The organism is Rhizobium sp. BT04 (assembly GCF_030053135.1).
GTDB classification, from domain to species: Bacteria; Pseudomonadota; Alphaproteobacteria; order Rhizobiales; family Rhizobiaceae; genus Rhizobium; species Rhizobium binxianense.
On record NZ_CP125653.1, the window covers coordinates 480,444 to 502,971 of the forward strand.

At 60.8% G+C, this 22,528-nt stretch carries 20 protein-coding genes and 1 pseudogene; 9 read left to right on the forward strand and 12 right to left on the reverse strand.

Translation table 11 applies throughout. The features are described from left to right. Positions 1-2: 2 nt before the first annotated feature. Complete coding sequence (locus QMO82_RS33430) at positions 3-323, reverse strand: helix-turn-helix domain-containing protein (RefSeq protein WP_183608936.1); 321 nt, start codon at positions 321-323, stop codon at positions 3-5. Between the two features lie 269 nt (positions 324-592). Between QMO82_RS33430 and QMO82_RS33435 the strand changes: the two genes are divergently transcribed. Next, positions 593-1,654, forward strand: a complete 1,062-nt coding sequence (locus tag QMO82_RS33435; RefSeq protein ID WP_183608937.1) for a class I SAM-dependent methyltransferase — start codon at positions 593-595, stop codon at positions 1,652-1,654. A gap of 18 nt (positions 1,655-1,672) precedes the next feature. Here the strand turns inward: QMO82_RS33435 and QMO82_RS33440 are convergent, their stop codons facing one another. Next, a complete protein-coding gene (locus QMO82_RS33440; RefSeq protein ID WP_183609066.1) occupies positions 1,673-2,515 on the reverse strand; it encodes an AraC family transcriptional regulator in 843 nt (280 codons plus the stop codon). A 245-nt stretch (positions 2,516-2,760) separates the two neighbouring features. Here QMO82_RS33440 and QMO82_RS33445 point away from each other — a divergent pair, with 245 nt between their 5' ends. The 6 genes from QMO82_RS33445 (at position 2,761) to QMO82_RS33470 (ending at position 11,827) form a co-directional block, all read left to right on the forward strand. Next, entirely contained in the window at positions 2,761-4,227 is a 1,467-nt protein-coding gene (locus QMO82_RS33445) for an alpha-glucosidase/alpha-galactosidase (protein WP_183608938.1), read from the forward strand. 124 nt (positions 4,228-4,351) lie between these two features. After that, positions 4,352-6,439, forward strand: a complete 2,088-nt coding sequence (locus QMO82_RS33450; protein ID WP_183608939.1) for an ABC transporter substrate-binding protein — start codon at positions 4,352-4,354, stop codon at positions 6,437-6,439. Between the two features lie 171 nt (positions 6,440-6,610). Beyond that, a complete protein-coding gene (locus tag QMO82_RS33455; protein ID WP_183609067.1) occupies positions 6,611-7,618 on the forward strand; it encodes an ABC transporter permease in 1,008 nt (335 codons plus the stop codon). Between the two features lies 1 nt (position 7,619). Further along, positions 7,620-8,756 (forward strand): ABC transporter permease, encoded by a 1,137-nt coding sequence (locus QMO82_RS33460; RefSeq protein ID WP_183608940.1) that lies wholly within the window; start codon positions 7,620-7,622, stop codon positions 8,754-8,756. Positions 8,757-8,766: 10 nt separating this feature from the next. Beyond that, the gene (locus QMO82_RS33465; protein WP_183608941.1) at positions 8,767-10,434 is read left to right on the forward strand and encodes an ABC transporter ATP-binding protein; all 1,668 of its coding nucleotides are present in this window, start codon (positions 8,767-8,769) and stop codon (positions 10,432-10,434) included. Between the two features lie 22 nt (positions 10,435-10,456). Beyond that, positions 10,457-11,827, forward strand: coding sequence for an alpha-glucosidase/alpha-galactosidase (locus tag QMO82_RS33470; RefSeq protein ID WP_183608942.1), 1,371 nt, complete (start codon positions 10,457-10,459; stop codon positions 11,825-11,827). An 85-nt stretch (positions 11,828-11,912) separates the two neighbouring features. On the opposite strand, the gene QMO82_RS33475 is transcribed toward QMO82_RS33470, so the two are convergent. Beyond that, positions 11,913-12,698, reverse strand: coding sequence for a DUF4274 domain-containing protein (locus tag QMO82_RS33475; protein ID WP_183608943.1), 786 nt, complete (start codon positions 12,696-12,698; stop codon positions 11,913-11,915). Positions 12,699-12,791: 93 nt separating this feature from the next. Continuing rightward, positions 12,792-13,091 carry a hypothetical protein gene (locus tag QMO82_RS33480; RefSeq protein ID WP_183609068.1) on the reverse strand — a complete coding sequence of 100 codons (300 nt, stop codon included), beginning with the start codon at positions 13,089-13,091 and terminating at the stop codon, positions 12,792-12,794. A 110-nt stretch (positions 13,092-13,201) separates the two neighbouring features. Between QMO82_RS33480 and QMO82_RS33485 the strand changes: the two are divergent. Then, a pseudogene (locus QMO82_RS33485) lies at positions 13,202-13,335 on the forward strand (diguanylate cyclase); the annotation flags it as partial. Positions 13,336-13,387: 52 nt separating this feature from the next. Here QMO82_RS33485 and QMO82_RS33490 read toward each other — a convergent pair. Continuing rightward, the gene (locus QMO82_RS33490) at positions 13,388-15,175 is read right to left on the reverse strand and encodes an adenylate/guanylate cyclase domain-containing protein (protein WP_097616447.1); all 1,788 of its coding nucleotides are present in this window, start codon (positions 15,173-15,175) and stop codon (positions 13,388-13,390) included. Between the two features lie 220 nt (positions 15,176-15,395). Between QMO82_RS33490 and QMO82_RS33495 the strand changes: the two genes are divergently transcribed. Beyond that, positions 15,396-16,307, forward strand: a complete 912-nt coding sequence (locus tag QMO82_RS33495; RefSeq protein WP_097616446.1) for an HNH endonuclease — start codon at positions 15,396-15,398, stop codon at positions 16,305-16,307. A gap of 148 nt (positions 16,308-16,455) precedes the next feature. On the opposite strand, the gene QMO82_RS33500 is transcribed toward QMO82_RS33495, so the two are convergent. The 7 genes from QMO82_RS33500 to QMO82_RS33530 all read right to left on the reverse strand — a co-directional run bounded on the left by QMO82_RS33500 (position 16,456) and on the right by QMO82_RS33530 (position 22,423). Next, on the reverse strand, positions 16,456-16,953 hold the full coding sequence (locus QMO82_RS33500) for a hypothetical protein (RefSeq protein WP_097616445.1): 498 nt from the start codon (positions 16,951-16,953) through the stop codon (positions 16,456-16,458). 1 nt (position 16,954) lies between these two features. Then, positions 16,955-17,827: a hypothetical protein gene (locus QMO82_RS33505; RefSeq protein ID WP_183608944.1), complete on the reverse strand. Its 873-nt coding sequence runs from the start codon at positions 17,825-17,827 to the stop codon at positions 16,955-16,957. A gap of 90 nt (positions 17,828-17,917) precedes the next feature. Next, complete coding sequence (locus QMO82_RS33510; RefSeq protein ID WP_183608945.1) at positions 17,918-18,643, reverse strand: DUF2726 domain-containing protein; 726 nt, start codon at positions 18,641-18,643, stop codon at positions 17,918-17,920. Between the two features lie 114 nt (positions 18,644-18,757). Further along, positions 18,758-19,570, reverse strand: a complete 813-nt coding sequence (locus QMO82_RS33515; protein WP_183608946.1) for an ABC transporter ATP-binding protein — start codon at positions 19,568-19,570, stop codon at positions 18,758-18,760. Next, complete coding sequence (locus QMO82_RS33520; protein ID WP_183608947.1) at positions 19,567-20,556, reverse strand: ABC transporter ATP-binding protein; 990 nt, start codon at positions 20,554-20,556, stop codon at positions 19,567-19,569. The genes QMO82_RS33515 and QMO82_RS33520 overlap by 4 nt, the downstream gene beginning before the upstream one ends. A gap of 1 nt (position 20,557) precedes the next feature. After that, positions 20,558-21,415 (reverse strand): ABC transporter permease, encoded by an 858-nt coding sequence (locus QMO82_RS33525; RefSeq protein WP_183608948.1) that lies wholly within the window; start codon positions 21,413-21,415, stop codon positions 20,558-20,560. Positions 21,416-21,418: 3 nt separating this feature from the next. Further along, on the reverse strand, positions 21,419-22,423 hold the full coding sequence (locus QMO82_RS33530) for an ABC transporter permease (protein ID WP_183608949.1): 1,005 nt from the start codon (positions 22,421-22,423) through the stop codon (positions 21,419-21,421). Between the last annotated feature and the right edge of the window lie 105 nt (positions 22,424-22,528).

The following is a 22,528-nucleotide window of genomic DNA, read 5'->3' on the forward strand; positions in this document are numbered from 1 at the left end:
ATTCAGCCACCGGCACCGGGCGGTGCGTCGTTTTCGAGATATTCTTCATATTGAACCGTCTCTGTCTCATTCGTATCGATCGAGGGATGTGCACGTTTTGCCAGGCGAACGCCCGCACCGCCGCCGTTTTCCGGGATGAAAATAACCCCGCCGCCTTCCAGGGCGTGCTTCATATCCTGAAGGGTTCGCTCATAGGGAGAGCGCTTGCCGGCCTCGAAATTGGCAATCGTCGCTTTGGCGACTTTTGAGGCCGATGAAAGGTCGTCCTGAGACCAGGCCAACAGGGCACGCGCAGCGCGGCATTGGGCGGAAGATAGGCTCAAAACAATAACCTTGCATCAAAAGTGTAGCGCTTCTTCCAGTGGATGATATGAAAAATGTAATCTCGATACAAGCGATGATGATGAGAGCAAGCGCATGGATTGGGAGCGCGACTGGCCAGTTCGGACTCTGCTGGTATCTTAAACGCCGCTCCTACATTCCTTCGACCTTCAACACTTCACGCTCATCTGGTGAAACGGCAAGGTTGATTGACTGAATATTATTAAAGTCTAATTTAACGCCTCCTTTATCACGCACCCGGGAGGTAACAATGCGTGAGCCAGATATGCAGAAACTCGATGCGCTCGTCGGTCGTCTTGTTGGGGATGTCGGCGCCGCCATGTCAGGGGCCCTGGTCGTGCTGGGCGACCAGGTCGGATTGTTCAAGGCGATGGCCGACGGAACGCCTTTGACCGTTGAGCAGCTTGCCGCGAAAACGGGGGTGAAGGAGCGCTACCTCAGGGAATGGCTGAGCGCCCAGGCGGCCGCGGATTATGTCGCTTACGATGAAAAAACCGATCGTTTCAGCCTGACGGCGGAACAGGCGATGGTGTTTGCCGAGGAAAACAGCCCGGCCTTCTTCGTCGGCGCCTTCGAGGTCGTGCAATCCATGTGGATGGACGAGCCGAAGATCGCCGATGCCTTCCGCACCGGCAAGGGGCTCGGCTGGCATGAGCACAGCACCTGCCTTTTCCGCGGCACCGAGCGGTTCTTCCGCCCCGGCTACAACAGCCATCTCGTCAACGAATGGATTCCCGCCCTTGCCGGGATGGACGAAAAGCTCAAGGCCGGCGCCAGTGTCGCCGATGTCGGCTGCGGTCACGGCGCCTCGACCATCCTGATGGCGCAGGCCTATCCCGCCTCGCATTTTACCGGCTTCGATTATCACGGCCCGTCGATCGAAAGAGCCAAGGCCGCCGCCAAGGAGGCCGGCGTCGCCGACCGGGTGACGTTCGAGCAGGGCAAGGCGGCGGAATTTCCCGGGCGCGGCTATGATATGGTCGCCATGTTCGACTGCCTGCACGACATGGGCGATCCGGTCGGCGCCGGCCGGCATGTCAAGGAAACGCTCGCCCCGAACGGCACGTGGCTGATCGTCGAGCCCTTCGCCCATGACCATTTGAAGGACAATCTCAATCCTGTCGGCCGCGTCTATTACGGCGCTTCGACGATGATCTGCACGCCGGCATCGCTCTCCCAGGAAGTCGGGCTCGGTCTCGGCGCCCAGGCGGGGGAAATGAAGCTTCGCAAGGTGGCGCTCGACGCCGGCTTCAAACATTTCCGCCGCGCCACCGAAACCCCGTTCAACATGGTGTTCGAGGTTCGGGCCTGAAGAAAGCCGGGGAGCCTGCTATTTCAGCTTGCCGATGCTGGCATACATGCCGGTCGTGCGGAATTCGGTGGGGTTTGTGCCGTAGACGCGGCGGAAGACCTTGGAGAAATAGTTGGCGTCCTCGAAGCCGCACATAATGGCGACTTCCTTGACCGGCAGGAAGTCGGCCTTGGTCAGCAGCTTGACGGCGCGCTGCAGGCGCTGCTGCAGCACGAATTCGGCCGGCGGCACCCCCTCGCTCTCGGCGAAGCTGCGCGAGAAATGCGCGCGGCTGAGGCCGACGATGCCGGCGAGCTCGCTGACCGGCAGCGGCTTTTCGAGATTGGCATTGATATGGTCGATCACCAGCTGCATCGGGCTGAGCTCGGCGGCAAAGGCCGGCGAGCCGAAGACGTCGTCGTAGAGCGCCATCGCCGCCTCATAGGCAACCGCCGAGGCCGCACCGGGCGACGTCGCGCCCTTGACGAGGCGCAGGCTGCAATCGGCCAGATGATCGATGGTCGAGCGCTGCAGCTTCAGCACCGGCCCGGCGGTCGACAGCACCAGCTGGTGGATGCGCAGCGTTTCCTCGCCATTCATCGAGATCCAGAAATATTCCCAGCGCTCGCCCTTCTCCAGCCAGTAGCGGTGATTGTGCGGGACGAGCACCAGCAGCGTGTCACCGCCCTGAAGGCGATAATTGCGGTTCTGGTAGCGCAGCCGGCCCGAGCCGCTGATCGTGTGCTGCAGCACCGTGAAGGGCGTCTGGCCGCGCCTTCGGCCGTCCCAGTCATAGGTTTCGTTCTCGCGCACTTCATAGCCGGTGCTGGTCGGCATGGCATGCAGCCGCTGGCGGCCGCGGGGCAGCGAAACCGTCCTCATCGACTGTCCGTTGGCGATTAAATCCTGCAGCACAAAATTACCCCTGAAAGCATAATCCTTCTCTGGTCGGTCCGCCGATTTCGGGCATAATCCCGCTCGACAACAAAGACGAGACGACGGTCGATAGAGCGGCCGGGAGGAAAACAGGCAGTTTTACGGCTTTTTAACCCCATGCGCCGGCATGGGGCCTGATCCTCCATAAACCGTCTTGTTCTCTAGCATTCCATTGGGTCGAGGTGAAGATCATGAGTTTCAAAATCGCTATCATCGGTGCGGGCAGCGTCGGCTTCACCAAGAAGCTGTTCACCGACATCTTGTGCGTTCCGGAGTTTCGCGACATCGAATTCGCGCTGACCGATCTCAGCGAACACAATCTCGAAATGATCAAGGCGATACTCGATCGCATCGTCGAGGCGAACGGGCTGCCGACCAAGGTGACGGCGACGACCGATCGGCGCCAGGCGCTGACAGGCGCCCGTTACATCATCAGCTGTGTCCGGGTCGGCGGGCTTGAAGCCTATGCTGACGATATCAGAATTCCGCTGAAATACGGCATCGACCAGTGTGTCGGCGATACGATCTGCGCCGGCGGCATCCTCTACGGCCAGCGCAACATCCCGGTCATCCTCGACTTCTGCAAGGATATCAGGGAGGTCGCCGAGCCCGGCGCCAAGTTCCTCAACTATGCCAACCCGATGGCGATGAACACCTGGGCGGCGATCGAATATGGCAAGGTCGACACCGTCGGCCTCTGCCATGGCGTCCAGCACGGCGCCGAGCAGATCGCCGAGGTGCTCGGCGCCAAGTCGCTGAGCGAGTTCGACTACATCTGTTCCGGCATCAATCACCAGACCTGGTTCATCGACCTGCGCCTCAACGGCCGCAAGATCGGCAAGGACGAGCTGGTTGCCGCCTTCGAGGCGCATCCGGTCTATTCGCAGCAGGAAAAACTGCGCATCGACGTGCTGAAGCGGTTCGGCGTCTATTCCACCGAAAGCAACGGCCATCTCTCGGAATATCTGCCCTGGTATCGCAAGCGGCCGGAGGAAATTACCCGCTGGATCGACATGTCCGACTGGATCCACGGCGAGACCGGCGGCTATCTCCGGCACTCGACGGAAACGCGTAACTGGTTCGAGACCGAATTTCCGCAATTCCTGGAATCCGCGGCCAAGCCGATCGATCCGGCCAAGCGCTCGAACGAGCATGCCAGCCACATTCTCGAGGCGCTGGAGACGAACCGGGTCTATCGCGGCCATTTCAACGTCAAGAACAACGGCATCATCACCAACCTGCCGTTCGATGCGATCATCGAATCGCCGGGTTTCGTCGACCGCTTCGGCATCAACATGGTCTCCGGCGTCACCCTGCCGGAAGCCTGTGCGGCCACCTGCATCGCCTCGATCAACGTCCAGCGCATGTCGGTGCATGCCGCCATTTCAGGCGACATCGACCTTCTGAAGCTCGCCGTGCTGCACGATCCGCTGGTCGGCGCCGTCTCGACGCCGGAGGAGGTCTGGCAGATGGTCGACGAGATGGTCGTTGCCCAGGCCCGCTGGCTGCCGCAATATGCCGATGCCGTGCCGGCCGCCAAGGAGCGGCTGTCGAAATCGAAGGTGCAGACCCGCGACTGGGCGGGGGCTGCGCGCCGCACCGTCCGTTCGATCGAGGAGCTGCGCGCCGAAAAGGCGGCTCTGAAACAGGCCGTCTGAATCTAGTGAAGGATGGGTGGTCATGGGTTTCCGGGAGGGAAATCCATGACATCATGCCCGGCTTTCACATCGTGCGAGGAAAAGGAGCCCGTGTGATCCGCGCTCCGGAACAGAGGGAGAAACGATGATGAATTTCCGCAAAACAGGCATTCTGGCCGGCCTGGCGCTTGGCGTCTCGGTGCTGGCGCTGAATGCCTATGCTTCCGAGGCAACCGTTCCGCCGGCGCCGGCGGAATTCCCGGCCGAAGGCAAGATCAAATATGTGGCGCGCGACTCCATCCTGGAGTTCAAGGCGCTGCCCGAATATCACGAGCCCGACTGGGTCACCAAGAATTTCGTTGCCACCGGCAAGCTGCCGCCGGTCAAGGACCGGCTGCCGAAGGAGCCGCTGGTCTTCAAAACAAGCAATATGCCCGACGGCATCGGTGTCTACGGCGATACGATGCGCCACGTCATCGGCGGCCGGCCGGAAGGCTGGAACTACGGCGCCGGCCAGACCCAGGGCTGGGGCGGCATCGATATCGGCCTCTCCGAATGCCTGACGCGCACCGCGCCGCTGTTCCAGGTGGAAGCCAAGGATACCGAGCCGCTGCCGAACCTCGCCAAGAGCTGGGATTGGTCCGCCGACGGCCATAAGCTGACCATGCACCTGGTCGAAGGCGCCAAATGGTCGGACGGTGCGCCGTTCAATGCCGACGACATCATGTTCTACTGGGACGATGAAGTCGTCGATCCGAATGTCTCGCCGCTCGGCGGCGGCGCCTCGCCGGAAGCTTTCGGCGTCGGCACGACGCTGAAGAAGATCGACGATTATACCGTCGAGTGGACCTTCAAGGAGGCCTTCCCGAAGCAATATCTCTACACGATGTCCTACCCGAACTTCTGCCCGGGTCCGTCGCATATCCTGAAGCCGCAGCACCCGAAATATTCGAAGAACACCTACGACCAGTTCAAGAACGCCTTCCCGCCCGCCTTCATGAACATGCCTGTCATGGGCGCCTGGGTGCCGGTGGAATATCGTTCCGACGACATCATCGTCATGCGCCGCAATCCTTATTACTGGAAGGTCGATGAGAAGGGCGATCAGCTGCCTTATCTCAACGAGCTGCACTACAAGCTCTCGACCTGGGCCGACCGTGACGTTCAGGCGGTGGCGGGATCGGCCGACATCTCCAACCTCGAGCAGCCGGAAAACTTCGTCGCCTCGCTGAAGCGCGCCGCCGAAAAGACCGCGCCCGCCCGTCTTGCCTTCGGTCCGCGCCTGATCGGCTATAATCTGCGCATGAACTTCTCCGCCAATGGCTGGGGCAACCCGGACGAGCGCGGCCAGGCGATCCGCGAGCTGAACCGCAACGAGGACTTCCGCAAGGCCGTCACCATGGCGCTCGACCGCAAGGCGATCGGCGACTCGCTGGTCAAGGGACCGTTCACCGCGATCTATCCGGGCGGGCTGTCCTCCGGCACCAGCTTCTACGACCGCAACTCCACCGTCTACTATCCCTTCGATCTCAAGGGCGCCAAGGCGGAGCTTGCCAAGGCCGGCCTCAAGGATACGGATGGCGACGGCATCGTGAACTTCCCGGCCGGCACGGCCGGCGGCAAGAATGTCGAAATCGTTCTGCTCGTCAACAACGACTATACGACCGACAAGAGCCTCGGCGAAGGTGTCGTCGGCCAGATGGAAAAGCTCGGGCTGAAGGTTATCATCAACGGGCTCGACGGGGCGAAGCGTGACGAAGCGCATTATTCCGGTCGCTTCGACTGGCTGATCCAGCGCAACACGACGGAACTGTCGTCGGTGGTGCAGAATACCGAGCAGCTCGCTCCGGTCGGTCCGCGCACCAGCTGGAACCATCGTGCCGGCAAGGACGACAAGCTCGATCTGATGCCGTTCGAACAGGAGCTTGTCGACGTCGTCAACAAGTTCACCACCAGCCAGAGCAATGACGATCGCGTCAATCTGATGAAACAGTATCAGAAGATCTCGACCGAGCACGTCAACACCGTCGGTCTGACCGAATATCCGGGCGCGCTGATCATCAACAAGCGCTTCTCCAACGTGCCGCAGGGGACGCCGATCTTCATGTTCAACTGGGCTGAAGACTCGATCATCCGCGAACGCCTGTGGGTGGCCGCCGACAAGCAGGGCAAATATGAGCTGTTCCCCGAACAGCTGCCCGGCAAGCCCGGCGATAAGGGCCCGATCAACTGATGCCTGTCATCAGGACAAAGAGCCAAAGCGCGTCGCAGGTGATGCGATGCGCGGGGGTTCCCTCCCAGCTGACGTGAGACTCAGGCCGCGCGTGGCGCGCGGCCTGATATGACCAACAAGCCGGCCGCGCCGACAAGGAGCGACTGGCGGCAAAGCGAAGCGAACCGTTCGATGTTGCGATTCCTGCTCGTGCGCATAGCCTCCGCGATCCCCGTTCTCTTCATCCTGAGCGTGGTGACTTTCGCGATCATCCAGGCGCCGCCCGGCGATTATGCCGATTATATAAGATCCCAGCTGATCAACCAGGGTGGCGCTTCCTACGCCCAGGCCGAAGCCCAGGCGCAGGCCTACCGGGTCGAACACGGCCTCGACAAGCCGCTGGTCGTCCAATACGTCAACTGGATCGGCGGCATCGTCACGCGCGGGGATTTCGGCTACAGCATGTTCTACAACAAGCCGGTGGCCGACGTCGTCGCCGAGCGGCTGCCGCGCACGCTGCTCTTGGCGCTCGTCTGTCACATCTTCGCCTCGGTGCTCGGCATCGGCTTCGGCATCTGGGCGGCGACCCGCCAATACAGCTGGATCGACAGCCTGCTTTCGGGAATTTCCTTCCTCGGCATGACGGTGCCGCGCTTCCTGATGGCGCTGATCATCGTCTATCTCCTGGTCTTCCAATTCAACGTTTCCGAGATCGGCAGCTTCTTCTCGCCGCAATATGGCGGGGCGCCCTGGTCCTGGGCGAAATTCGCCGATCTCGTCCAGCATGTCTGGCCTGTCGTGGCGATCGCCACCTTCGGCGGGCTCGCCTACAATATGCGCGTCATGCGCGGCAATCTGCTCGATACTTTGAATGCCCAATATGTCGAAACGGCCAAGGCCAAGGGCCTGTCCGGCGCCGCGGTGGTGATGCGCCATGCGGTGCCCAATGCCCTGCATCCGCTTGTGATGTATCAGGGGGTCGTGCTGCCCTACATGCTGACCGGCGAGATCGAAACCGCCATCATCTTCGCCCTGCCGACCGTCGGCCCGGCGATCGTCGGCTCGATGGCGGTCGGCGACGTCTATGTCACCGCCACCTTCATGATGGTGCTGTCGGCAACACTGATCGTCGGCAATATCATCGCCGATATGTTGCTGGCTTTGCTCGATCCGCGCGTCCGCCAGTTCGGAGGAGCCTGACATGCTGGCTTTCGATTCTTCCGACACACCGCCGACAACCGAACCCGCGATCAAGAAGCCTTCGCACGGCGGCGAGAGCTATCTGGCGCTCGTCTGGCGCCGGCTGCGGCGCTCCTGGACCGGCATGGCCGGGCTGGTGCTGGTCGGGCTGCTGCTGTTCATGGCGATCTTTGCCGATTTCTTCGCGCCGATGGACCCGAAGGCGACCGATGTCGGTTTCGCACCGCCGCAGGTGATGAGCTTCCACGACAAGGACGGCAATTTCGTCTTCCAGCCGCGCGTCTATGCGCTCTCCGATTCCGAAGAGCTCGACCCGGTCACCTTCCAGCCGATCGTCGGCGTCGATTACGACAATCCGCGGCTGCTCGGTTTTTTCGTCAAAGGCGCTGAATACAACCTTCTCGGCCTGATCCCGGCCAGCCGGCATTTCTTCGGCTCGACCGACGGCCAGCCGGTGCATTTCCTCGGCACCGACAAGTTCGGCCGCGACGTGCTGTCGCGCGCCATCATCGGCTCGCGCATTTCGCTGATGATCGCGCTGACCGTGGTCACCATCGTCACCGTCATCGGCACCACCGTCGGCATGGTCTCCGGTTATTTCGGCGGCACCTTCGATGTCTGGCTGCAGCGCTTCGTTGAACTGGTGCTCGCCTTCCCGCAGCTGCCGCTCTATCTGGCGCTGACCTCGCTGATCCCGGTGACGGCGCCGACCAATGTCTTCCTTGCCTTCGTCATCGCCGTGATGTCGGCGCTCGGCTGGGCGCAGATGTCGCGCGAGGTGCGCGGCAAGACCTTGGCACTCGCCCGCATCGATTACGTCCGGGCGGCGATGGCCGTCGGCGCCACCGACACCCGCATCATCCTGCAGCATATCTTCCCGAACGTGATGAGCCACGTCATCGTCGCGGTGACGCTCGCCATACCAAGCGTCGTGCTCTTGGAATCCTTCCTCGGTTTCCTCGGTTTTGCCGTCAAGCCGCCGCTGATTTCCTGGGGGCTGATGCTGCAGGATACGGCGACCTATTCGGTAATCGGCTCCTATCCGTGGATTCTCTCCCCCGTCGGCTTCGTGCTCGTCACCGTCTTCGCCTTCAATGCGCTCGGCGACGGACTGCGCGACGCAGTCGATCCTTATTGAGGTGATTGATATGGCTCTCGCACTGGTCAATTCCTTCGCCCCGCCCGTCCGCCACGATCATGACGGCCGTTCGGACACGCCGGTGATCGACGCCCGCAATGTGGCGGTCAATTTCAAGGTCGAGAACGGCATGGTCGAGGCCGTCAAGGACGTCTCCTTCCAGCTCTATCGCGGCGAGACCATCGCCATCGTCGGCGAATCCGGCTCGGGTAAATCGGTGACGGCGCGAACGGTGATGGGGCTCCTGTCGAAGCGCGCCGTCGTCTCCGACAAATCGACCGTTTCCTATGACGGCAGCAACATCCTGAAATTTTCCGAGCGGGCGCGTCGCAAGCTGCGCGGCGACCGCATCTCGATGATCTTCCAGGAGCCGATGAGCTCGTTGAACCCGATCTATACGATCGGCAGCCAGATCGTCGAGGCGATCCGCGTCCATCGCCGGATCAGCAAGCGGGATGCGCAAAAGCGGGCGCTCGAACTGCTCGAACATGTGCAGATCCCCGATCCGGCCGCGCGGCTCATGCAATATCCGCATCAGCTGTCCGGCGGCCAGCGCCAGCGGGTGATGATCGCCATGGCGCTCGCCAACGATCCCGACGTCTTGATCGCCGACGAGCCGACGACGGCGCTCGATGTCACCGTGCAGGCGCAGATTCTCAACCTGATCCGCAACCTGCAGAAGGAATTGGGGATGGCCGTCATCCTCATCACCCACGACCTGACGGTGGTGCGGCAGTTCTCGGATTACGTCTATGTGATGCAGCATGGCGAGGTGCGCGAGCACAATGTCACCGAGGCGCTGTTTGCCAATCCGCAGCATGCCTATACCAGGCATCTGCTCGGCTCCGAACCGCGTGGGCAAGCCAATCCGCTGCCGGAGGGATCGGATGTCATCCTTGACGCCAAGGGTGTGCGCGTCGCCTTCATGATGCGCCACGGCACTTTTCTGAAGCCGGCGATGCGCGAGCTTGTCGCCGTCGACAGCCTCGACCTGACGCTCCGCCGTCACGAGACGCTTGGGCTCGTCGGCGAATCCGGCTCCGGCAAGACCACCTTCGGCCAGGCGATCCTGCGGCTCAACACGCCGGAGGCCGGGGAGATCCATTTCGACCGCCAGCCGATCCACAATCTTTCCAGGGCGGAGATGCGGCCCTTGCGCGCCCGCATGCAGGTGGTGTTCCAGGATCCGTTCTCATCGCTCAACCCGCGCATGACGATCGGCCAGATCATCGAGGAGGGGCTGGTCGTCAACAAGCTTGGGGCGACCCGCGGCGAACGGCAGGACCGGGTGAGCGAGGCGCTCATCGCCGCCGGCATGCCCGGCAATATCCTGTCGCGTTTCCCGCATGAATTTTCCGGCGGCCAGCGCCAGCGCATCGCCATTGCCCGCGCCATCGCGCTGGAACCGGAATTCATCCTGCTCGACGAGCCGACATCCGCACTCGACCTTTCCGTCCAGGCGCAGATCATCGAACTCTTGCGCAAGCTGCAGGACGAGCGCGGCTTAAGTTACCTCTTCATCTCCCACGACCTCAAGGTGGTGCGGGCGCTTTGCCATCGCGTCATCGTCATGCAGCATGGCAAGATCGTCGAAGAGGGGCCCGTCCACGAAGTTCTCACCCATCCCAAGACCGCCTACACCGAACGGCTCGTCAAGGCCGCTTTCGAGGTAGCATGATTATCGAATGCCGGAGGCACTAATGGCAGGAAATCCCAAAATCACGTTCATCGGAGCAGGCTCCACCGTCTTCATGAAGAACATCATCGGCGACGTGCTGCAGCGTCCGGCGCTGTCGGGCGCAACGATCGCCCTGATGGATCTCAATCCGCAGCGGCTGGAAGAAAGCGCCATCGTCGTCAACAAGCTGATCTCGACGCTCGGCGTCAAGGCCAAGGCCGAGACCTATTCCGACCAGCGCAAGGCGCTTTCCGGCGCCGATTTCGTCGTCGTCGCCTTCCAGATCGGCGGCTACGAGCCCTGCACGGTTACCGATTTCGAAGTGCCGAAGAAATACGGGCTGCGCCAGACGATCGCCGATACGCTCGGTGTCGGCGGCATCATGCGCGGGCTTCGCACCGTGCCGCATCTCTGGAAGGTCTGCGAGGACATGCTCGCCGTCTGCCCCGAGGCGATCATGCTGCAATATGTCAACCCGATGGCGATCAACACCTGGGCGATATCGGAGAAATACCCTGCGATTCGTCAGGTCGGCCTCTGCCATTCGGTGCAGGGCACGGCGATGGAACTCGCCCATGACCTCGACATTCCCTACGAGGAAATCCGCTATCGCGCCGCCGGTATCAACCACATGGCCTTTTACCTCAAATTCGAGCATCGCCAGGCCGACGGATCCTACCGGAACCTCTATCCCGATCTCCTGCGCGGCTACCGCGAGGGCAGGGCGCCGAAGCCCGGCTGGAACCCGCGCTGCCCGAACAAGGTGCGCTATGAGATGCTGACCCGGCTCGGCTATTTCGTCACCGAGAGCTCGGAGCATTTCGCCGAATACACGCCCTATTTCATCAAGGAGGGCCGCGACGACCTGATCGAGAAATTCGGCATTCCGCTCGATGAATATCCGAAGCGCTGCATCGAGCAGATCGAGCGCTGGAAGGGCCAGGCCGAGGCCTATCGCAGCGCCGACAAGATCGAGGTCGAGCCGTCGAAGGAATATGCCTCCTCGATCATCAACTCGGTCTGGACCGGCGAACCCTCGGTGATCTACGGCAATGTCCGCAACAATGGCTGCATCACCTCGCTGCCGGAAAATTGCGCCGCCGAAGTGCCCTGCCTGGTCGATGCTTCCGGCATCCAGCCGACCTTCATCGGCGCCCTGCCGCCGCAGCTGACCGCGCTGATGCGCACCAATATCAACGTCCAGGAACTGACGGTGCAGGCGCTGATGACGGAAAATCGCGAGCACATCTACCACGCCGCGATGATGGACCCGCACACGGCGGCCGAACTCGACCTCGACCAGATCTGGTCGCTGGTCGACGACCTGCTCGCCACCCACGGCGACTGGCTGCCCGAATGGGCGCGCACATCTAGGAAAGTTCAGGCTGCCTGACCCTCTCTCCCGGGTCGGGCGTCAAAGAGCCCCGCGGTGGCAACACACCGCGGGGCTTTTGCGTGAGAGGTGGGGCGTTTTGCGATTAAGGGGTTACTCGTTTGTCGGCCTTCTGTTTCAGTCCAGACCACACTTTCCCGAACGTCATGAACCCGAAGTGCAAGCAGCATATGACCATCCCCGTATAGACGAGCCTGGGAGGATCAAAGATGTAGATAAGTCCCCATCCCGTCACAACGAATGCGATATAAAGGTACAACGGCGTGAAGGCCGAACCGCTCGGCGCTGCTGCTCTTTTTCCGACGGTAAGTTGCTGCGCCGGCTGCGGCATATTTCTTGAAAGCGGATCGGCCCCCATCATTTCTGCTGGAATTAGTCCGGAACCTGTACCGAGCCCGGCAAAGAGCATTCGGAGCTCTTCCGATTTATCGGGATCTTCTTCATCTGAGATGCGGACTGCGCGATGTCCGAACGGCGGCACTAACGCCTCAGGTAAAGTCCAGGGAAGATCAGAAGCCTTATGGGCGCGCGCAAACTCTCGCAGATCCTCGGCTTCTTCAACTGTCCACCTACACACCTCTTCGCCTTCTTGCAGCTCCTGCCCGCCATAGAAAATCTCTGACCGGCTGTAAAAACCTGCATTGACGCGGTCTACCAGCCGTTGGATCGTCAAGTTCTCCTCCTTGAAGAAGATGGGATCTTCGAGACGCTCCAAAGGTTCTGCTCGCCAGAAATAGCTTGCGGCAGTTGCCAGATCGCAGTCCGGCTGCGTCAGTATCCACTCGAACACATCTTCAGCGAAGTCGAAGTTCAGATCTTCTGCAATGGCATGGCGAGCATCCGGGGACCGACCGGTCAACCAATCGATCATGGCCCGTTGTTATTGTCAAATTTGTCGGCCATCGCTCTGCCCGTGGGATTGATCGATCGCCTACTAACTCGACGATTGTTTGGGCGCGAGTCCCTAGATCCCGGAGCCGTCGAGCTGCTGGGCGTCGTCGCCTTCCCAGGGGGAGGGCATCGAAGTGCGATTGGCCGAGGGCATCGGCATCCAGCACTTCAACTCCGGCTCGGCATATTCGATGATGTGCCCAGGCGAGGAATCCGAGGCGCGCCAGCCTTCCCCGCCGAACTGATCGCCATGCGACCAATAGGCAAGGTCAACTTCCGCCGGCCCCTGTTCGGACGCGCGGATCGTCACCAGGATCCGGCTGCCGTCTTTCGGAGCGCTTGCCATGTGGCGCCAGCTGTCCGGCTCATCCATCGTCTTTCCTCCTGCCTCGCTGCAGACGAGTGTCGCCTCGCCATCGGAAGCGGTCAATTGAAACTTTTGACGATCGACCCGGTGGTTGACGCAGTCATAAGGTAGCCACAGCTGTCTTCGAAATCGACAATTTCAAGCACATCACGATCGCCTCGGCCACCACGCCGGCGATCTCGTGCTGCGCGACTTTGCCCATCGCATCCATCAGAATGTCCGCCGCAACGATTGTTTCGGCCGTGTCGGCCGCTTGCGGCGTTAAAGCACTCTTCAAGTTCAAGATCGGACACTAACCCCCGTCATTCTACGACATCGGCCTTGCGTAGCCCCTCTACGACGAGCTCGAAATCGGCGGGGTTCTTGAAGGGCAAGACTTTGCGGCGGTATTCCAATGAGTAGCCGGGATTGACGCGCAGCACCTCTTGCCACATCGCGCGAGCCTCTTCGAAACGGCCGAGGTGTCCGTAACAGGCAGCCAGAAGCGCGCGCGAGACATCGGTGACGGGATTGCGGCTCACGCGCTGCAGCAACAGTTCGACGGCCTCGTCGTACCTTCGCAGTTGAAACAGGGCCAGGGCCTGAAAATGGAGAACGACATCCGGAAAATACGGGTTCAGGACCCTCGCCCGATCGAAATAGGCGAGTGCCTCCTCGGATCTGCCTGAATAGATCAGCGCCTCGCCGAGGCTGACCTGCCCTTCGGCGAAGTTCGGATTGAGGACGATCGCACGCTCGGCCTCGCTGATGGCTCTGTCGTGCTGTCGCGCGTAAAGCTTGACCACACTCAGTGCCCAATGTGCAACGGGATCGCTCTCATCCCGCGCTACCGCCAGCGTCGCAGCCTCTTCGGCTTGCTCGATAGAGCGCTGTGGCGAGGCGCTCCACCGGTTCAGGTAGTCGAGGCCGTGGGTAAGGGCGAGGAAGGCGTGCGCCGAGGCGAAGTTCGGGTCCAGCTCGACGGCATGTTGCAGAAGGTCGCGGGCGTCGCTGTTCGTTTGCTTCGTCAGCCGGTGCCACAGCTCCCGGCCGCGCAAGAAGCAGTCATAGGCCTCGGGGTGCCGGGTCTGCCCCGGCGCCAGTCTTTTCCGATCGCCCTCGGTCAGGTTGACCGCCAGCGCGTCGACGATCTGCTGCGTGACATCGTCCTGAACCGCGAATATGTCGGTGAGCTCGCGATCGAACCGCTCCGCCCATAGATGCCCGCCGGTGGTCGCGTCGATGAGCTGCGCGGTGATGCGTACCCTGTTGCCCGATTTGCGTACGCTGCCCTCAAGTACATGCCGCACGCCGAGCTTGGTGCCCACCTCCTGCACCTGGACGTTCTTGCCCTTGAAAGTGAACGACGAATTGCGAGCGATGACGAAGAGCTGTGACAGCTTCGACAGCGCCGTAATGATGTCTTCCGAGATGCCGTCGGCGAAGTAGTCCTGTTCGGCGTCACCGCTCATGTTGGCGAAGGGCAGGACGGCGATCGACAGCTTCGGCGACACTGCCGTCGCCGGTTGGCCCATCGCCAATTGGTTCTTCGCCGTTTGCGCGGTCGCGGCTGTCTTGCTCCCGGCGCTGCCGACCTGCAGTGAATAGACCCGGATTGGCTCGGCGATGTTCTTGAGCTGCGTGTTGCCGAGATCGCTGACCGAGAGGTCGAGCCGCGCCTTGACTTGGCGATAGGCATCCTCGGACAGGCAGATCGCGCCCGCCGCGGCGACGCCTTCCAATCGCGAGGCGATGTTGACGCCGTCGCCCATCAGATCGCCGTCGCTTTCCTCGACGACATCGCCCAGATGGATGCCGATCCGGAACTCGATGCGACGGTCCTGCGGCACGCCGTCGTTGCGCTCCACCATACCGTTCTGCACCTCGATGGCGCAGCGCACGGCGTCCACCACGCTGCGGAACTCGACCAGCGCACCATCGCCGGTTCGCTTCACCACCCGGCCATGGTGCACGGCAATTGTCGGATCGATGAGATCGCTACGCAGTGCCCGCAACCGCGCCAGGATACGGTCCTCGTCGGCACCGGCAAGGCGGCTGTACCCGACCACGTCCGCGGCCAGGATTGCAGCCAGCTTTCGGATCTCGCTCATGGCGCCGTCTCCTCACCTCCACGATAGCAGGGAGACAAAGGGCAAGGAAGAAACTTTTAGCCGCTGGTGAGAGCGATCTCGGTTGCGATCGAGTTGGACGCAGTTGGTGGCGACAGCAGCGCATGAGACTGTTCTTCACCAATGGTTGCTGATCAATTCTCTTCGAATACAGAATGCAGACGCCGTATCTGAACCGACCTCGACGTGTTACGCATCGAACATGGGATTCGGGGTTTTCATTCACCGCTCAGATTCGATTTACGACGACAGCCCGGCAGAACAATATCAGTTCCCGAGCCAATATCTCGGTCGCGTGCAGGCCTGCCTCGGAGACTGGATCATTTACTACGAGCCGCGCAAGGTTGCGGCGACGCGCGGCTATTTTTCCGTCGCCAAAGTAGCCCAAGTCATTCAAGATCCGAAGGCGCCGAATATGTATCTGGCACTCATCGAGCCGGGCAGCTATCTTGATTTCATCAATGCCGTTCCGTTCAGCGGGCCAGACGGTGTCATTGAGCGCGGCGTGCTGAATGAGGAGGGGCGGATTTCCGGCAGGGCACAGGCCGCAGTGCGCCCAATATCTGCGGCGGATTTCAATCGCATCGTGTCGCTTGGCCTGGACGAGCATGAGCCTGAACTGCCTCGGTTGGGTGAGCCGGCAGTGACGCTCGCTGCCGACGGTTTTGAAGACAGACCACAGGCGCCGTTCATATTTGAGCAGGAGCGCGACCGGGTTACACTGCTCTCGTCGCGGATCGTTCGCGATCGGCTGTTTCGCCGGCTCGTTCTACACGCTTATGACAAGCGGTGCGCAATTACTGGTCTGAAGCTCATAAATGGTGGCGGACGCGCGGAAGTTGACGCTGCGCATATCCGCCCCGTGGAGGCAAATGGGCCCGACATTCTCACCAACGGCATTGCTCTGTCTGGCACTGCACACTGGATGTTCGACCGCGGGCTGATAAGCCTCTCGGATGATCTCGACATTCTAATCTCGCGGCAGGCAAATGACCCGGAGAGCATCCGAGGACTGATCAACAAATCTGGAAGGGCGATCGTGCCGTCCCGGCCGTTCGAGCGGCCCCATCCTCATTTTCTGCAGTGGCATCGCCAAAATTGTTTCAAGCAGTAGCGGTGCTTGCCGATGGCAAGACCGTTGTGCGCGAGCATCGGGTTTGGTTGAGTGACGAGAAGAGGGTTTCATTCAAGAGCGCGACTTCAACTTACCTTACTTTTCCGAAGATTACGAAAGAACCGATCCGCGTTTGCTGGCGAAGCCGTCATTCGATGCGAGGCAGATCACTCCACCTTATCCTCAAGAGAGGTTTAGCCGTTTTAGGAAGCTTCGAGCGATCAATCATCCGGGATGAGACTTCAAAGTCCGCATTGATCTTCACGACGAGCAACTTGCTGAAATTGCCTGACACCTTTACGAAAACCTCGTCCTTGGATTTGAACGGCGTGATGGTTTTGATCTCAACATGATCGTTGCCAAGCCGACCATCGGCGCCTTGCGCGTAATTCTTGTTCAGCCTTATTCCGTAGGTAATGGCGCCGAAGAGTTCTCCTATGTCTCCGTACACACTGAGATGACGACCTGTCTCAAGGTGGTAGCTTTCTGCTAGTGACAAGAGCTCCTCAAAATACGGAATCAAAGATCTGATCGCATTGGGATATTTCGCTCGCCACTCCTGGTATTGGAGTTGTTCTTCCACGTCGGACCAGGAAACCCACTCACCATCGTCGTAGAAGGCTTGGTTCAAAATATCAGCATCCATTTCACACCTCTTGAAAGTCCGGTCGTCGCGACGCGGCCCTTGCGATCTTATGGTCGACCCACGCAGAAAGGCCGTTCCAGAGTTCTTGGTCCAGGCCGACGTGACGAGCGATCGCCATGATCTGCTGATAAGAGATCGGCGTGATCGCCGCTTGACCACAAAGACTGGGGGCCATCAGACCTCGCTTCGCCTTCCGCGCCGTCGGAAAACTTGCATGATCGGCAAAGACTATGAGGGCCGCCGTTTGAAGGTTGCGGTGCTTGCCTATCGCTGCCGCCATCACGGCGTTGCGCATCCACTGATAGGCGTCTCCCGCAAAGGGGCAGGGCGTGTGGTCGTCTCCCGGGCTAAGTGCGAACACCTGAGGGATGTATTCCCAGTACCGAATGCCCTTGCCCGCAAGAGCGCACCGCGAGCGCACGCCGTTACGCGGGTTGATTTGGTCAGCGTAGTGTCCGTTGCATTGCCGCTTACCCGAGCGAGACACAGCCGTTTGGCTACATTTCCCTCCCGGTTCCGTAAACTTGCACTCGATAACGAACGCTGCCTTTGAGCCAACGGCAAGGACATCAACTTGTGTAGGCCTTGGTTCCCTCAGAAGCCGATCGGTATCCGTCCACTCGAGTGCTATCGACCATGGACCGTCCGGCGCCACTCCCATACTCTCAGCAATGGCGTCGAAGACGCGGTCGCGATCTCTGCTCATCTTGAGCGTGCCGAACACGTCGATTGCGATGGCTTGAGAGGAATGCGCCTTGTGAGCCTGAATTCGGTTGGTCCGGTCACAATGCCATGGGAATACCTCCCAGTCCTCGATCGCTTCATGGCTCGCCGGAAACAGATTTTCGCGAACAGCCTCGAAATCGGCAATCATCTGGGGGCCACCTCAATTCGATCAAGCCAAGGAATTCGTTTCCTCAATTGAAAGCGGCTCGGCCGTGCAGACATTCGTGACGAGGGCACGTTAGATGGCACTGGGCTTGTCCACTAATTTCTCGACCAATCGCCTGAGTTCTGACGGAGTCGTTTGGCCAGCCACTACCTCGTGGTAGCCGATCCCGGCGCGTCGCAGCGCCTCTTTCTTTACCGCGTCGCGTGCGGCTGCGGCGCCTTGATGATGCGCTCCGCCCTGGTATTCGATGACGTGTCGCGGTCGGCAATTGCTGTCTACGAGCAGTAGGTCGACACGCTTGGAGTTGATGCACCTGTAGGCGGCCGCATCGGTGCTTTGAAGGATTTCGCCCAACGAGACCTGCGCCATCACCTGCCAAGAAGAATTGCAGCCGATCACCATGCTGTCGAGTTCGCGAAACACTCGGGCTTCGCTCTTATTCAGCAACGACTGAATGGTGAATTGCGAATTCATGACGATACGCAGTTGATCTGCGGCATCGATTGGTCTCATCGGCTCCGCCGTTGGCATCGGAAGCCAAGGCCCCGGTTTAACGCGCTCGTTGCGGCGCTTTTCCTCCCGGCGCGACCTGTTTCTCTCCCGCCACGCCTGCTTTCTCGTCGTGGCCAGGAGCTGCTCGACGGCCATGCCGATGATGAGACCGACAAACAGGGCGGCGATCAGCAGTTCTGGCTTATCGAAATCTGCAATCGTTAGACCGCTCGAAGCGCCTAGTGCGGCAGCCCCGATAATCAGTCCAGGTGCTGCAAATAGCACCGACCTTTGGCGATCGTGCATGCCCCTCTCCAGATTTCCCGCTAAGATAGTAGAACGCGTGGAGCAGGTGCGAAAGTCATTCAAAAGAAGTAGGCCCCTCAGGGACAGAGGCAGCATTCGCTCTATCCTCCCCACTCACCCCACCGCACTAAAATCCGCTGCCAGCACCGCATCCTTCAGCGCCCTTGAATACTCATGCTGCGGATCATCCAACACCGCCCGCGCTCCACCCCGCTCGACGATCTCGCCTTTGCGCATGATGATGATGTTGTCGCTGACGTAATAGGCCGTCGCGAGGTCGTGGGTGATGTAGATGATCGAAAGACCGAGTTCGTTTTTCAACCGGCCGAAGAGGTTGACGATGGCCATGCGCAGCGAGGCGTCGACCATGGAGACCGGTTCGTCGGCGACCAGCAGGCGGGGTTGCGGGATCAGCGCGCGGGCGATGGCGACGCGCTGCAGCTGGCCGCCGGAGAGTTCGTGGGGGAAGCGGCCTTTCACCTCTTCGAGGGTAAGGCCGACATGCACCAGGGCGGCGTCGGCCATCTTCTCGGCCTGCTGGCGGTCCGGCCGTTTTCCGCTAGCGGAGAAATTACGGGCGGTTTCGAAGAGGTAGCGGTCGACCCGCTTCAGCGGGTTGAAGGCTTCGAAGGGATTCTGCAGAACCGGCTGGACCTCCTTCATGAAGGCCTTGCGTTCGGCTCTGCTATGGATGGCGACGGTTTTGCCGGCGAATTGCAACTCGCCTTCGGTCGGCTCGGTCTGGCCGAGGATCATCGCCGCGACCGTCGATTTGCCCGAGCCGGATTCGCCGACGATCGAGAGGATTTCCGGCTCCTCGCCGAGTTCGAAGCTGACATCCCTGACCGCGGTGATCAGGCGCCGGCCGAGCATGCCGCCCTGGCGGTAGACCTTGGTGACGTGCGAGAGGCGAAGCAGAGCACTCAAACCGGATCTCCCGTAACCGCAAAACAGGCCACGCGCCGCTCGGGCGCGACGGTGACGAGCGGCGGAACCTTTTGTGAGCAAATCTCCATGCGCTTCGGACAGCGCGGGTGAAAGCGGCAGCCTTCCGGCGGCATAGCGAGGTTCGGCGGGCGCCCCTCCAGCGAGGGCCGGGTCGTGGGATCGCCGATCTTCGGCAGGCTGCCGACCAGGTGCTGGGTATAGGGGTGGAGCGGCAGGCTGAAGAGTTTTGCGGTCGGCGCCTCCTCGACGAGACGGCCGGCATAGACGATGCCGATGCGGTCGGAGACCGTCGCGTGCACCCCCATATCATGGGTGACGAACAGGAAGGACGAGCCCATCTCGCGCTGGATGTCGCGGATCATCGACAGCACGTCGCGCTGCACGATCACGTCGAGCGCGGTGGTCGGTTCGTCGGCGATGATGAACTCCGGCGTCAGGATGGTGGCAAGCGCAATGGTCATGCGCTGGCGCATGCCGCCTGACAGTTCGTGCGGATAGGCGTCGAGCAGATGCGGGTCGAGCTTCAGCCTTTGCAGGTGAGCGGCGACCTTTTCGAAAAAGACCTGTTTGCTCACCGTCATGTGGCGAAAGGCGAAATCGGTGAAGGAATGGCGGATCCGGCGCACCGGATTGAGCACATTCATCGAGCCCTGCATGATATAGGAGAGATGCTTCCAGCGCAGCGCCATGCGCTCATCCGGCTTCATCGCGTAGATATCCTGGGTGCCGCCGCCGAAATGGAATTTGACGGTGCCCGACACGACCCGGAGCGGCGGCCGGATGGCGCCGGCGATGGTCTTGATCAGCGTCGTCTTGCCGCTGCTCGATTCACCGGCAACGCCGTAGACCTCGCCGCGGCCGATGGTCAGGCTGATATCGTCGACGGCTCGCACCTCGCGATCGACGCCGTAGAGGAAGGCGCGGTAATAGGCTTTCAGATTCTGGATTTCGACCAAATTCTCCATACTAACTTCCCATCCGGTTGAGCCGGCTGCGCGGATCATTGTATTCGTTCATCGACATCGACAGCAGGAAGAGCGCCAGGAAGAGAATGACGATCACGGCGACGGGGGCGGCCACCCACCACCATATGCCCGAGATCAGCGCCGAGTGCGCATTGGCCCAGTAGATCATCATGCCCATGGTCGGCGTCTCGATGTCGGTGAACCCCAGCACCGACAGGGTGATCTCCATGCCGATCGACCAGATCATGTTGTTCATCGTCGTGGCAAAGACGATCGGCAGCACATAGGGCAGGTGCTCCTCGACGAGGATCTTGCGCATGCTCATGCCGGAATAGACGCTCTGGGTGGTGAAGGATCTTGTCTTCAGGCTGATCGCCACCGAACGGATGAGGCGTGCGTCATAGGACCAGCCGAGCGCGGCCATGATGACGATCAGCGCCGTCCAGGTCATGCTGTCCTTCAGCACAAAGTAAAACAGGATCAGCAGCGGAAATTGCGGGATGACCATGACGCTGTCGTTGATCGCCATCAGCACCCGGTCGACCGCGCCGCCGGCGTAACCGGCGACCAGGCCGACGACCAGCGAGATGATGCGTGAAATGAAGGCGACGCCGATGCCGAAAAACAGGGTGTTGCGCAGCGCGGTCGTCAGCTGCCAGAAAACGTCCTGGCCGCGCGAGGTCGTGCCCAGCCAATAGTCGCCGTCGGGCGGCATGTCGGGCGGCAGCAGATAGATGTCTGTCGCGCCGTAGGGCGAGAAATACGACAAGATGACGAAGCCGACGATGACGGCAAAGAGCAGCAGGCCGCAGAGGAATTCCATATTCTGGCGGGCGAGGTCGCGGATGATGGTAAACATGGCCTATTCCACCTTGATGCGCGGATCGATCAGCGGGCTCAGAATGTCGATGATGAAGACGGCGGCGGCGACGCCGACGATCGACAGGGCACTGAGGCCGAGCACCAGGCTGTAGTCGCCGGCATGCACCGCTTCGATCAGCAGGTTGCCGATGCCGGGATAGCCGAAGACGATTTCGGTGATGACCGTGCCGTTGAAGATCGCGCCGAGCGACATGGCAAGCCCGGTGAACTGCGGCACCATGGCATTGCGGGCGATATAGGAGCGCAGGATCTTTCGCTTCGGCACGCCGCCAAGCTCGGCGAAGACGACGTAATCGTCGGTGATGATGTTGGACACCAGCGCCTGCATGCCGATCAGCCAGCTGCCGGCGCCGACCAGGATCAGCGACAGGGCCGGCAGGATGGAGTGTTTGAGGATATCGAAGACCAGGGCAAAGGAGAGGTCGAGATTGGCGTTCATCTCGTAGCCGCCATTGATCGGCAGCACCGGCCAGAGATAGCCGAAGACGATCAGCAGCACGAAGGCGAGGATATAATAGGGAATGGGCAGCAGGGCGATGAAGACGAGGCTGACGGCCTTCAACACCATGTCCTTGCGGTAATAACCGGCGAGCGCGCCGATCGCGTTGCCGAGCACGAAGGTGATCAGCGTCGACACCGTCATCAGCCCGATCGTCCAGGGCAGCGACCGCAGGATGATGGTGGAGACGGGTGTGGGAAAAGCCGAGAGCGAGGGGCCGAGATCGCCGGTCGCCAGCCGCAGCCAGAAATGCAGGTACTGCTGCCAGATCGAGCCTTCCATTCCGTAGAGTTCGCGCAGCGACTGGCGCATCAGTTCGATCGCATTGGGGTCGGACTGACCCATCTGGGTGATGGCGCCTATGCTTTCTTCGACCGGGTCGATCGGGGTCAGGTGGGTGACGAAGAAGGTGATCGTGACACCGAGAAAGACGACAAGCAGAAACTGACCGAACCGCTTCAGCACAAAGATCAGATAGGACGTCATAGGGCAGTGGTTCCTCTCTGGTTCCCTTCATCAAGTGGAAAGGATCGACGGACATGCCACATGCCCGTCGATTAAGGGGCCGGCGCGCAACACTCGCGCCGGCGT